At 46.0% G+C, this 13,273-nt stretch carries 11 protein-coding genes; 1 reads left to right on the top strand and 10 read right to left on the bottom strand.

Going from position 1 to position 13,273, the window contains the following annotated elements:
• Positions 1–9 precede the first annotated feature (9 nt).
• The 10 genes from JKP82_RS19155 to JKP82_RS19110 form a co-directional block, all read right to left on the bottom strand.
• Positions 10–873 (bottom strand): peptidoglycan DD-metalloendopeptidase family protein, encoded by an 864-nt coding sequence (locus tag JKP82_RS19155; RefSeq protein ID WP_159528533.1) that lies wholly within the window; start codon positions 871–873, stop codon positions 10–12.
• Between the two features lie 10 nt (positions 874–883).
• The gene (locus JKP82_RS19150; RefSeq protein ID WP_159528535.1) at positions 884–1,462 is read right to left on the bottom strand and encodes a YqaA family protein; all 579 of its coding nucleotides are present in this window, start codon (positions 1,460–1,462) and stop codon (positions 884–886) included.
• Positions 1,459–2,094 carry a protein-L-isoaspartate(D-aspartate) O-methyltransferase gene (locus tag JKP82_RS19145; RefSeq protein ID WP_159528537.1) on the bottom strand — a complete coding sequence of 212 codons (636 nt, stop codon included), beginning with the start codon at positions 2,092–2,094 and terminating at the stop codon, positions 1,459–1,461. The genes JKP82_RS19150 and JKP82_RS19145 overlap by 4 nt, the downstream gene beginning before the upstream one ends.
• 42 nt (positions 2,095–2,136) lie before the next feature.
• Positions 2,137–2,880, bottom strand: a complete 744-nt coding sequence (gene surE / locus JKP82_RS19140) for a 5'/3'-nucleotidase SurE (protein WP_159528539.1) — start codon at positions 2,878–2,880, stop codon at positions 2,137–2,139.
• Positions 2,881–2,890: 10 nt separating this feature from the next.
• Positions 2,891–3,961, bottom strand: coding sequence for a tRNA pseudouridine(13) synthase TruD (gene truD / locus JKP82_RS19135; protein ID WP_159528541.1), 1,071 nt, complete (start codon positions 3,959–3,961; stop codon positions 2,891–2,893).
• A complete protein-coding gene (gene ispF / locus JKP82_RS19130) occupies positions 3,958–4,431 on the bottom strand; it encodes a 2-C-methyl-D-erythritol 2,4-cyclodiphosphate synthase (protein ID WP_159528543.1) in 474 nt (157 codons plus the stop codon). The genes truD and ispF overlap by 4 nt, the downstream gene beginning before the upstream one ends.
• Positions 4,422–5,153 (bottom strand): 2-C-methyl-D-erythritol 4-phosphate cytidylyltransferase, encoded by a 732-nt coding sequence (gene ispD, locus JKP82_RS19125; RefSeq protein ID WP_159528545.1) that lies wholly within the window; start codon positions 5,151–5,153, stop codon positions 4,422–4,424. The genes ispF and ispD overlap by 10 nt, the downstream gene beginning before the upstream one ends.
• A gap of 5 nt (positions 5,154–5,158) precedes the next feature.
• A complete protein-coding gene (gene ftsB / locus JKP82_RS19120; RefSeq protein ID WP_013785529.1) occupies positions 5,159–5,449 on the bottom strand; it encodes a cell division protein FtsB in 291 nt (96 codons plus the stop codon).
• Between the two features lie 107 nt (positions 5,450–5,556).
• A complete protein-coding gene (locus JKP82_RS19115; RefSeq protein WP_218398298.1) occupies positions 5,557–7,275 on the bottom strand; it encodes a TIGR03545 family protein in 1,719 nt (572 codons plus the stop codon).
• A 141-nt stretch (positions 7,276–7,416) separates the two neighbouring features.
• Positions 7,417–9,039 (bottom strand): methyl-accepting chemotaxis protein, encoded by a 1,623-nt coding sequence (locus tag JKP82_RS19110; protein WP_159528551.1) that lies wholly within the window; start codon positions 9,037–9,039, stop codon positions 7,417–7,419.
• Positions 9,040–9,462: 423 nt separating this feature from the next.
• On the opposite strand from JKP82_RS19110, the gene putA reads away from it, so the two are divergent.
• Positions 9,463–13,260 carry a bifunctional proline dehydrogenase/L-glutamate gamma-semialdehyde dehydrogenase PutA gene (gene putA, locus JKP82_RS19105; RefSeq protein ID WP_159528553.1) on the top strand — a complete coding sequence of 1,266 codons (3,798 nt, stop codon included), beginning with the start codon at positions 9,463–9,465 and terminating at the stop codon, positions 13,258–13,260.
• Positions 13,261–13,273 lie beyond the last annotated feature (13 nt).

The raw sequence follows: 13,273 nt of genomic DNA, 5'->3' as shown, positions 1-13,273 counted from the left end.
TTGTTATTATTATGGTCGTGTAGCTGGCAGATAACGCAGTGGGTCTAAAGACTTACCACGATATCTAACTTCAAAATGAAGTTTTACCGAATTTGTTCCGCTGTCTCCCATGGTGGCGATTTTTTGCCCCGCTGACACCCAATCTCGTTCTTTTACGATTATTGTGTCGTTGTATGCGTAGGCACTTAAAAAGGTGTCGGTATGTTTGATAATAACCAATTTACCATAGCCTCTTAAGGCGCTTCCTGAGTAAACAACTTTGCCATCTGCTGCCGCGTGTATCGATGTACCTTTAGCCGCAGCGATATCAATTCCTTTGTTGCCCGACTCTGACTTACTAAACGTTTCAACAATCTTGCCCTTGCTAGGCCAAACCCACTTTTTTATCTTGTTAGGAAAACTGTTGGGTGCCGTTATTTTGACGCTTTCTGGCGGCCTGTTGACGCTCGTAACGTTTTGTCGCTTAACAACTTTTTCACCTTCACCATACGCCCGTGGTTTAGGGGGGTCAATCAAACTTTTGTCTACTGTTGTTGTGGTCGGATCTGCTGACTGAGTGGTCTGTGGCTTGGGTCTTGACAAAATCTTTACAATTTTGGGTGGGGGAGAAATGCGTAATTCTTGACCAGGGAAAATGCGATAAGGTTCTGATAAGCTGTTAAATTTAGCAATATCTCGATAGTCATTTCCTGTGTACCAAGCGATACCAAAAAGGGTGTCCCCTGGCTGTACTTTATAGGTATCTGATGTGAATCCACCAGACTCTTGATCTGCTTGACTATTTAATAAAACAACAGGGGCAGGATCGGTACGGCTACTGCAACTTTGTAGTAGCAGTAGCACAACACTGATCAGAAAGAAGCGGTATGACATCGCTTTGCCATTATCGCAAGATGAGGTAAGCGGCAACAGCCAATAGCACCACTGCCCAGCCTAATACTTCCACATATTGGCGCAGTTTGGCTTCCATAGGGGCACCGCCCCAGCGCATAAGTCCTGCGACCAAGAAGAATCTTGCGCCACGGCCTACCGCAGACGCAATAAGAAAAGGAAAAAAGGCCATCTGTAGAAAGCCAGCACTTGTGGTGAAGACCTTATAGGGAATAGGCGAGAACCCAGCAACAAACACCACCCAAACGCCATAATCGGCAAACCACTGCGTGGCAGTTTCTATTTTGTGGGTATAGCCCCAACTATCAATGATAGGCGCTAACCATGCATCAAAGGCAAAATAACCCAGCCAATAACCTGCAATCCCCCCCAAAATAGACGCAAGCGTAGTAATAAGGGCGAAGCGCCACGCTTTGTCGGGTTGAGACAACGACATGGGCGCGAGCATGACATCAGGCGGAATAGGGAAAAATACTGACTCAGCAAAACTAAGCCCCCCTAAATATTTAACCGCATGGCGGTGTCTAGCCCATCGAAGTGCCATGTCGTACATTGGCTCGAACAATTTCACAATAGCTCTCCTGCTACTAAGGGAACAAAACGTACCGCCTCTATGGTGGTGGTTTTTAGTTCGCCTTCTATCCTGTCGATACATAATAGAGACTGCTGTTCATTTCCTACAGGAATGATCAGACGGCCTCCTTCTTTTAATTGATCGCATAAATCTTGCGGCAAACTACTGGCCGCAGCCGTCACAATAATGGCATCGTAAGGACCTTTAGATGTCCACCCCTTCCACCCATCGCCGTGTTTCATGGCAATATTGTGTAAATCGAGTTGGTTCATCCGTCTTTTTGCATGAAATTGTAGCGATTTGATTCGTTCTACGCTAAATACACTCGAAAAAAGTTGCGCAAGAATAGCGGTCTGATAACCAGAGCCTGTACCAATCTCTAACACTTTTTCGGGTTTATTCGGACTATCTAGCAGCAGTTCAGTCATTTTCGCAACAATATAGGGTTGCGAAATAGTTTGCCCCTGCCCGATAGGCAGCGCAGTATTCTGATAGGCTTTATGCTTAAGCGCATCAGGTAAGAATGTTTCCCGGGGTGTACCGGCAATGGCGTTGAGCACAGGCTGCGAACGGATCCCTTCGTCATAAAGCAGTTGTGCTAGCGCATCCCCTTTTCTGGAGGCTCTCATGGTGGTGCTTATTATCCTTGTTATCGGCTGCGCGCAATTAGGTTATTTTGCTAACCATTCTTTCATATTGTCTAAGCTTTGGTAGGCAGTCATATCAACACTGAGTGGGGTAACGGAGCAATACCCGTTTGCCACTGCATGAAAGTCTGTACCTGGGCCGGCATCTTGTTCTGAACCTGCTGGGCCATACCAATAGATGGTTTGGCCAAACGGGTCTTTATCTTCAAACATAGGTTCAGCGCGATGTCGGCGACCCTGTCTGGTTACTTCTATACCTTTAAGCTCATCATAAGGTATATCCGGAACATTTACGTTCAAAATTTGATTTGCAGGTAAAGGATGAGATTGAAGTTTACGAATAATATCTAGCACTACCCGTGCCGCCGTTTCAAAGTTTTCACCTTTCTTGCTGGCAAGCGACACTGCAATGGCGGGTAAGCCCATATATCTGCCTTCCGTCGCCGCCGCTACCGTACCCGAATAAACTACATCATCGCCTAAGTTAGCACCATGATTAATACCAGATACTACCAATTCTGGGTCATCTTTTAGAATTCGGCTGATACCTAAATGAACACAGTCTGATGGCGTGCCGTTGACAGAATAAAACCCACTATCCATACGTTGAATACGAAGGGGTTGATGTAACGAAAGGGCGTTACTTGCGCCACTACAGTTACGATCGGGGGCGATAACAGTAATATCGTGCTCGCTGGAGATGGTTTCGTGCAAAATAGCTAAGCCTTTTGCAAACACGCCATCGTCGTTACTCATTAGGATCTTCATACAATCTCAACTAAATACTATGAATGGGAGAAACGGTTTCAACACATTCCCTAAGTACGGATGTGGCAAAACAGCCGCTAGGTAATGAAAACGATAGGGTTAATGTATCACCCTTACTTTGCCATTCAAGTTGCGATGGCCATATTTTTATAGCACGGCGTTCTTGCTCGAACCCACATTGCCCTAAGAAGTCGATAACTTCTGGGTGAGTAGATGCAACCTGCTCTTCGGTGGCGTTTGCCTCTGACGTGGTGATCAAGTCACCCTTACCCCACAGCGGTGCCGAAGGACATACATCTTTGTCTTCATAACGTTGCTGACTGTCTTGCTGCTTGTCATCGTCAATGAAGAAGCTGTTTGAGCCGGTTAATACCAATGCGTCACCGGTAAGTACTTTATCGAAGGTCTCCTTTTCTAAACGAATAGATATGACCTCATTGAATAGCCAGCTACGCAAGGCCGACAGTGCCATAGAGCGCTTATTTCTGTGGCGAATGGTTTCGCCATTTATCATACGCTCGGCCATGGCCAGGTTGCCACCGCGCTGTACTTCTCCTTGCTCGTTCACCCGCATGACGCCAAATCGCTGTTCGCCATAGTAATTTGGCACACCATGTTTAGCGATTTCCTGAAGACGCGCTTCAATGGCTTCTGGATGCACAACTTGGCGTAGAGTAATGGTAAAAGCATTGCCTTTTAATTGGCCGGTGCGAAGTTTTCTATTGTGGCGAGTTTGTTTAATAACCCGTACACCTTCTAGCTCAAAATCACTAAAGTCGAAATCAGCTTGCCCTGGCGCATGTAAACCAAACCACTGACGGGTAAGAGCATATTTATCTTTCCTGCCTGCGTACGTCACTTGGCGAAGGGGTAATTTGGTGTAACGAGCAAGTTGCTCAGCAACAAAAGCAGTATTGGTATTCACTTTCTCGACAAAGACAAACTGATGCTCGCCTTCACCGCAGGGCTCGTAACCTAAATCTTCCACCACTTGAAAGTCGTCGGCTTGAAACTTAAATAAACCGGTAGATACGGGTTTACTATAATAGTAATTCCAGTGTTGTGTATGTAATGGTTTCATATCTTTTCCAGTAGCACTACCGCGTGAGCAGCTATGCCTTCTTTTCTGCCTGTATATCCTAACTTTTCTGTCGTGGTAGCTTTTACGTTGATCGCATCAAGCTCGCAATGACAGTCTTTGGCAATGATTTCTCGCATGGCCTGAATGTGGGGTGCCATTTTCGGGGCCTGCGCCACTATCGTCATATCTGCATTGCCTAAGGTATAGCCTTTTTCATTTATTACGTGAACAACATGCCTGAGTAATACACGGCTATCGGCGCCTGAATAGGCATCATCGGTATCGGGAAAATGCTTGCCAATATCCCCTAAGGCTGCAGCACCAAGTAATGCGTCACATAATGCATGTAGCAATACGTCGCCATCAGAATGGGCGACTAGGCCGTGTTCATAGTCAATGCTTACACCACCAATAACGATGGGGCCTTCGCCACCAAATTTATGAACGTCGAAACCGTGTCCTATTCGCATTCTGTTTGTGCCTTCTGTCGTTGATGTAAGTAAAAATCTGCCAAGGGTAAGTCCCCTGGGTGGGTTATTTTAATATTTGCAGGGTCGCTATCAATAAGTGCAACCGTGTGGCCAACGTACTCTATGGCTGATGCTTCGTCGGTAATTGTTGCGCCAGCAGCTAGGCCATCCCGCAAGGCGCTTTTAAGTAGCGTAGTGGGAAACAACTGCGGCGTAAGGGCATGCCATAAATTTTCTCTGCTTTCAGTATGAAGAACAGTGGGGAAGCCGGCATTAACCGCTTGCTTGGCAGAGCCTCGTTTCATGGTGTCTCGAACCCGAGAAGCTAAAATACCACCAGCTACCTGTCTATTATCCATCACCGCCAGCAAATTAGTAATGTCATGAGCGCTTACACAAGGGCGCGCGGCATCGTGCACTAATGCCCAGGTATTTTCTGGTAGGGTATTTATTGCATTTAGCACAGAGTCAGCCCGTTCATTGCCACCCTCTACAACTTTCACCTTGGGATTATTAGCAAGGGAAAGAGAGGGAAAGTAAGTATCGTGAGAGCTGATGGCTATAACAAGGTAATCGATGGCGTGATGATTTAGCAGTAATTCAGCGGTGTGTTCAAGAATCGTTTTCCCTTGAAGGGGTAAATACTGCTTGGGGCGATCAGCCTGCATTCGGCTGCCAATACCAGCTGCGGGAATAACCGCAACTACAGAGGAGGATGTCATGTTACTCACTTAGTTTCTGGCGGTAAAATCCGGTAAAAAGTTTCCCCTTGCTTAATCAGGCCTAGTTCGTTGCGAGCGCGCTCTTCAATAGCCTCTAAACCCACTTTAAGGTCGGTGATATCTGCGTTTAGCAGGGCATTTCGCTGTGCAAGGTTTGCGTTTTGCTGCGCTTGAGTTTTCACTTCCTGCTCTCGACTGAGGTAGTCAGGAATACTATTTTTCCCAAACCATAGCCGATACTGCAACAACCCTAATAGGGTGATGAGTACAATAGGAAGCCATTTATCTTGCCACACAAAGTCACCTGAAAACCGGTAAGCGGAGGAAAATTTAAAAAGGGCAGTAAACTGCCCTCTGCGTTATTACCTATTATGCCGCGAAGGGCAAAGGAATCAAAGGTGCTTTATTCACCTTGTCCTAATTTACCTTTGAGTTTGTCGAACAATTTATTCTTTTGTTCTTCAACCACACTGCTCAATTGGCTTTGAAGCAATTCTTGTAAGGCGCCGCTGTCGCCCTGTGCCGCACTTAGCATTGCATTAATATCAACCAATTCACCAGACAGGGCATCTTGCTCACTGGCAACCATCGTATTTAGCTTGGTATTAAGTTCATCAAGCTTATCTTGCTGAGACGCGGTGAGCTGAGAAATAGCGGCTTGCGCCAGTTTGTTATCTAAATCTGACTTAATATTAAATCCAGGGTTAGCTATGGTGCCATCAAGTAGCATGGTCATTGATAAACTACTTAACGATTGAAGTGCAGAGGCAATAGCGCTAGTTACATCGCTAGTACCTGTGGCTTCCATCACTAACTCTTGCAAGTTAACTTTACCGTTGCCGCTAAGCTGATTATCAACGACTTTCATTGAGCCGGTAGTCGCCATGAGTGCGGTTTTCATTACGGCATTAAGTGTTTCATTACCGCTTACTGGAATATTCGACATATTCACACCAGCTAGTTCCCACACTTGGCTTGCATCTACACCACTCTCATCAATCCAGAATTCACCACTTGAGGTAAATTGCTTAAGCATGTCGCCTGCCGCTTCAATGGTAAAGGTCGTTGGGTCACCAAACACACTGTGGGTGTTGGTGATGTTCTGCCATGAGCTGCTTATCGACTCGTTTTGCCAAAGCACAGACACGTTTGCTTGTTTCACCAAAATAGAAGGCATATCGGCTGCAGGTTCCTCGGGCGTATCACCGCCTTGAAGTAGTGGCATCACAATTTGCATGGCCGACATTAAATACTCTGTATATTCAGCGGCTTTGTCGCCAAATACAAAGTAAGTCACTTGAGATAGGGCTGCTTCATCGCCCGCAATTATGCCTTTAAGTAACGCATAATCTTCACCAGGCGCTTCTTTTAAGGCCTTTACCGAGTTGCTCAACGCACTCTTAGCATTCGACGCTTTATCGGTGAAGCTGCTGATAAGCGCACGATCTGCACTCATTTCTTCTTTTAATTTATCTAACGATGATTTGGCTTGAATGAGGGCTTGAGGATCTTTGTAATTCGTTTCTTTAAGCGCAGCAACCTGAGTTTTGTAATAGTCGATACGTGCTTTGTCAGGCAAGTTTTCATAATCTTGCTTTAAGCCTTCAGAGTAGGTGGCATAGGCTTTTTTTGCCTCGGCAACGGCGGCGGTCGTTTTTAGTGGATTACGGGCAAGCAATTCGTCTACAGAAGGCACCGCTTCTTTGGCTTTTGCTTTTATTTCATCGTAGGACAGTGAGCTTTCAGGCACCCGGTAAACTTCACCTTCGTGCTCGCGGGCCTGGTCAAATTGCACATCAAGTAAGTTAAGGTTGTTTACCACAACTTGATTGGAAAGCAGTGGCATGAGGGCAACGTCCGCATTTGCTTCGCCAACTAGCACTTGATTGTGAGAAGGCTTTGTTGCGTTGGTTAAGCCAATGCCTCTAAGAGTAACAGTGGTAGGGTATAAAGAGTGATCAAATTCGGCAATGTTGACTTCAGCACCATAAGACTCGCCTAATTTCGATTCTAGTACGGCTTTAATAATGGTATTAGCAAGTAGAACATACACTAAGATAAGTAAAACAAAAAAGCCCAATACCCAAAATTTGATTGGGATCCCTTTACTATCACTGCTCATATATCACTCCTTGTAAACGACGTTTAGCGGGTTATCTACAGTATGTAGATAACCAGTCTAAAGCACCGCTTTAAATACTTCCATACGCAGGAAGTAGTATAAACCTGTGAATACCTTCCTTTTTACGACTAATTTGGTTCACTAAAGTTTAAATTTGCTAGCAATTTCTTTTATCGCCATACAGCTAGCTTTTAGTGCCTGACTGGCACTCGCTAATTTTTCCGCCGTTTTTAGACTGTTATCGGCAGCGCCAGACAGCGCATTGATGCGAATGTTGGCTTCATTGGCGGCCTCTGCCTGTTGTTCTGTCGCACGAGCAATTTGGCTACTCATACCTGAAATCTCATTCATAAGCCGGTCGGCTTCTTTTAAGCTATCGTTCGCTTTGTTGGCATTATCCACCGTACTTGCTGAAGCATTCTGACTGACTTGCACGGCGTCTACGGCGGCTTTTGCATTGCTTTGTAGCTTCTCAATCATCGCCTGAATTTCATCGGTACTTTGGCCTGTACGACTGGCTAGGGTACGCACTTCATCGGCCACCACGGCAAATCCTCTGCCTTGTTCCCCAGCGCGAGCGGCCTCAATAGCAGCATTCAGTGCAAGTAAGTTGGTTTGATCGGCAATGCCGCGAATAACGTCTAGTACCGCGCCAATACTGTTAGTTTGTTCGGCAAGCTCGCTTACCACATGGCTCACGCTCTCAATGTTCGACGTCAAAGAACGAATATCACTCACGGTACTTTCTACTACGCTGGTGCCTTGTTCTACATTGGCTCGTGCGCCGCTAGTACTCGTTTCAGCAGTATCTGCATTTTGGCTCACTTGCTGAATTTGGGTGGTCATTTGTTCCATGGCCACGGCAACTTGCATCATGTTTTCATTTTGGCTTTGCGCTTGGCTGTTACTGTCTTGGCTAACGGTTTCAACCAGAACGGCTTGCTGCGTTAGGGCGGTGATATTTTCACGTATACCTAACAAGGATTGCCGCATTTTATTGGTGTATTCATTGAAGTAGCGAGCAAGGCGCGTTATTTCATCGTGGCCTGATTCTGGAAGTGACCGTGTTAAATCGCCCTCTCCCATGGCAATATCTTTCATTCTTTCAGTGACTTCATGGACAGGTTTAACAATACTGCCGCCAATATAGAAGATAAGCGCTACCACCAATAACACGCTAATAATACAAATAACGATAAGCAAATTGCGTAAGTTGGCGTACTCTGCTTCAAGAGTGGATAAGTAAATACCTGAACCTACAGTCCAACCCCATGGTTTGAACTCTTTAACATACGAAATTTTGTCTACCGGCGTTTCCTCACCTGGTAGTGGCCAAACATAATCAACAAAGCCACTGCCTGAAGACTTAACCAGTTGGGCCATTTCCACAAAAAACGCTTTACCGTTTCCATCTTTAAAGCTTCGTAAATCTTGCCCGTTCAGCGATGGTTTGATGGGGTGCATTACCATAGCGGGGGTGGCGTCTTGAATCCAAAAATAATTGGTTTCATCATACCGAAGACGGCTAACTGCGGTCAGCGCCTGCTGTTTAGCAGCTTCCTCATCAACCCCTTCCAGTGCTTCAAAATTAGCCAGCAAGGTATGAACAACTTCTACTAGATGTTGATTTTCTTTATACGACTTTTCTTTCAGAGCCTTATAGTGCTGGTTTAATACCACACCGGTTAGCACCAGAAATAACAGCGCTGTAAGCGCAACAATAATGCTGAGCCTTTGAATTAAACTAAAATTGCGTAACCACATTAGCGTTAACCTCCACTTTTTATATTATCTAGTGTAGACCTTATATTAGAGATATTGGCCTTAATTTTAGATTTTTTAAACATTTAATTAACATTCTTGGCGCGTCGCTTCTTATTTATAAATATCTGCGAAATGTTATTCATCTGCATTCTTAGGTGCCCTATCACAGTGGTGCAAAAAGTTGACAGCGAGGGCTTGGCGAAAGACGCATTTATGCTAGTATCCGCGCAATTTCGGCGATATCGTGATCTTCATTGAGAAGATCGAAGTTTAAATACCTATTGACGCAAGCGCGGCCCACTTTAGGTGGGGCGCTTCAAGCAAAGCTTAGCTTTACTTGTTAATTCATTTTTTCCATGTAACGTTATGCTAGTTTTACGTTACCGGAACCATTTTCTACAGCTATTCGAATAAAGGGTTGCAATGCTCATTAACGACACACTTCATACTACATCTCCCCTACGCCAGCGCATTCGAGACTACTATCGAATTAGTGAATCTGTGGCTGTAGATCAAATTTTACCCATTGCTGAGGTAAACCCTCGTGCGAGAAGTCGTGCGTGGGAACGCGCCCGTAAAATGGTACTGCAAATTCGTCGAGACCAAGAAGGCCATGGTGGCGTAGATGCGTTGTTAAATGAGTATTCACTATCCACCTCAGAAGGTGTGGTATTGATGTGTTTGGCTGAAGCCTTGTTGCGTGTGCCTGATGGCGATACGCAAGATGAACTCATCCGCGACAAATTATCTAAAGGGCAGTGGACACCACACCTTGGCAATTCAGATTCTTTGTTCGTGAACGCTTCAGCATGGGGCTTATTGTTTACTGGCAACATGGTCAATTATGCTGACAAGCGCAAGAAAGAACAGTTTGGACTGTTGAAGAAAACCTTGGGTCGCTTAGGTGAGCCGGTTATCCGCCGCGCAATGAATATTGCCATGCGGGTAATGGGTCGTCAGTTTGTGATGGGCGAAACCATTAAAGACGCAGTAGAACGAGCGAAGGAAAAAGAAACCAAAGGCTATGTGTATTCTTACGACATGTTGGGTGAAGGCGCCCGCACGATGGAAGATGCAGACCGCTATTACGATTCTTACGTTAAAGCCATTGAAGTGATTGGTAAAGCCGCTAACGGCCGCGGACCTAAGCGTTCGCCGGGCATTTCAGTTAAGTTGTCGGCAATACATCCGCGCTTTGAATTCTTGCACAGAGAGCGCGCAATGCGTGATATTCCGCCGCGCTTAAAAGCGCTATGCATGCTGGCTAAAGAGTACGATATAGGCTTAACGGTAGATGCAGAAGAAGCCGACCGTTTAGAGCTATCGTTAGATATTATTGAAGCGGTTTTCCGTGATGAAGATTTAAACGGATGGACGGGTTTTGGTCTCGCAGTTCAGGCCTACCAAAAACGTGCTATCCATGTGATTGAACATTTGCGCGTGCTTTCACTCGAAGTCGGCCGTTCGTTAATGGTTCGACTGGTAAAAGGTGCCTACTGGGATACGGAAATTAAGCTTACCCAACAAGCGGGCTTAGAAGAGTTTCCTGTATTTACCCGTAAGTCATCTACCGATGTGTCTTACCATGCCTGTGCAAATCGCCTATTAGAATACCGCGATACCTTGTACCCGCAGTTTGCTACTCACAACGCCTACTCAGCGTCAGTAATTATTGAACTGGCTGGCGACGATAAAGAAGGATTTGAGTTCCAGTGCTTACATGGCATGGGCGATACCCTTTACGATACGGTAGTAACCGAAGAAAAAATTCAGTGCCGTGTTTATGCGCCTGTGGGTGAACATGAAGACTTATTAGCTTACCTAGTTCGTCGCTTATTAGAAAATGGCGCAAACTCGTCGTTCGTTAACGCTATAGTAGACGATGAAAAGCCGGTAGAGTCATTGCTTGAAGATCCGGTTGAAAAAACCCAGCGCCTTAAAGTGCGTTTCAACAAACTAATTAAAACACCACGTGGTTTATACGCACCTGAACGTGATAACTCTCGCGGACTAGATTTAACCGACGTGAACGCGGTTACCGCGCTACAACACGAACTAGAGCGTTGGCAAGAGTTTTACAGTGTAACCGATGGTGTTCCAGAGGGCGCAACAGCGGTAAGAAACCCAATGAACCACGACGATGTGGTGGGTTACCATTATTACGCACAACCTGATGATATGCGCAAAGCGTTGGACGACGCAGATGCAGGCTTTGACGCCTGGTCTAAGCGCGACACTTCAGAACGTGCTGAAATTCTTAATCGCTCCGCTGATGCCCTAGAGCGCCACATGGCAGAACTTATTGCTATTTGCATGCGTGAAGCAGGTAAAGTCGCGCAAGACAGCATTGATGAAGTACGTGAAGCGGTGGATTTTTGTCGTTACTACGCGGCCCGTGCCCAAGAACTTGCAGAAGACAAGCGCTTGCTTCCTCGTGGTGTGGTGCTGTGTATTAGCCCGTGGAACTTCCCTCTGGCAATATTTTTAGGTCAGGTATCCGCAGCATTGGTTACCGGTAATACGGTTATTGCCAAACCAGCTGAACAAACCAGCATGGTGGCGAAACGCGCTGTGGACATTATGCAGTCGGTAGGCCTACCTGAAGACGCGTTAAAACTCATTATTGCCCCAGGTAAAGAAGTAGGTGAAACCCTGCTTTCTGATGAACGCATTAAAGCGGTGATGTTTACCGGTTCTACCCAAACGGGCACGCTAATTTCGCAAGAACTTGCCAACCGTGGTGGCGAGCAAGTACCGTTAATTGCTGAAACTGGCGGGCAAAACTGCATGATTGTGGATTCAACCGCGCTACCAGAGCAGGTAGTTGATGATGTTATTCATTCTGGTTTCCAAAGTGCGGGGCAACGCTGTTCAGCCCTTCGCGTATTATTCGTGCAAGAAGAAATTGCTGATGATCTTATCAGGATGTTAACCGGTGCCATGAAAGAGTTAACCATTGGCGATCCGACCATGCTGGCCACTGATGTTGGCCCAGTTATTGACGAAAAAGCACTGAAGAGCCTAACCGACCATGTAGACTTTATGGAAGGAAAAGGAAAACTGCTTTATCGAAACGAGCTGCCTGAAGGCACTGAAAACGGCACTTTCTTCCCACCTACGCTTTATCAGATTGATAACTTGGATGTGTTGGAAAAAGAAGTCTTTGGCCCAGTGGTGCATCTAGTGCGCTTTAAATCTAAAGAGCTAGACAATGTTTTAGAGCAAATTAATGGTACGGGTTACGGCCTAACCATGGGTATTCACTCGCGCATTGAAGAGCGTGCATACGAGCTTGCTGCGAAGAGCCGTGCAGGTAATGTCTATATTAACCGCAACATGATTGGCGCTATTGTTGGCGTACAACCCTTCGGTGGACGAGGGTTATCAGGTACGGGTCCAAAAGCGGGTGGGCCTAACTACTTGCCACGTTTAATGATGGAACGTGCTACACCGAAACCAACATTGATTGATGATGTTGATGGTACTGATAACGCGCTAGTCGGTGACGATAAAATTGCCGAACGTGCCCATGTAGTGATGGATCAAGCTAAGGAAGTTGAAGCCCAGTGGCGTCATATGGCGTTAAACGACCGTATATCTATGGTGCGTCAGCTATTAGCCAAAATTGCGAAGGTCGACATTGTTGACGACCTAGCTGATGATTTAAACCGCACGTTGGCCACTGCCCGCCAGCAGTTAACCAGTGTTGAGCGTAAGTTAGCGAAACCTACCGAGCTTCCTGGTCCTACAGGTGAATCTAACAAACTTTACCTTGAACCCAGAGGCACCCTGGTATGTTTCGCCGATAAAGACGTATCGTTTGAGTACTGGATGCTGTCTATTGTTACTGCACTTGCCACAGGCAACACGGTGGTGTCGGTGGTATCTGAAATCTTCTACGAAGAAGCTATTGAGATTCAAAACAAGTTTGAATCTACTGGTGCGCCGAAAGGGGTATTCCAAGTAGCGCGTTTAGGTCACTTCGATGCCTTATTGATGGATGAAGACTTAGCGGGCGTGGTTGTGGATTCAAGCACTGAACGTACGGCGCGAATTACCGCAATGCTGTCATCGCGTGAAGGGGCTATCTTGCCAGTGATCACCGCTGAATATAACGACAAGTTGATTCAGCGTTTAATGACTGAAAAAACCATTAGTATCGATACTACAGCATCCGGTGGTAATACATCACTAATGACCTTAGTTGAAGATGACGAGTAATTATTATTGCGCA

It is taken from the genome of Alteromonas lipotrueae (genome assembly GCF_019249215.1).
GTDB lineage: Bacteria > Pseudomonadota > Gammaproteobacteria > Enterobacterales > Alteromonadaceae > Alteromonas > Alteromonas lipotrueae.
Note: the sequence above shows the minus strand (reverse complement) of the source record. Positions and strands in the feature narration are given on the sequence as shown.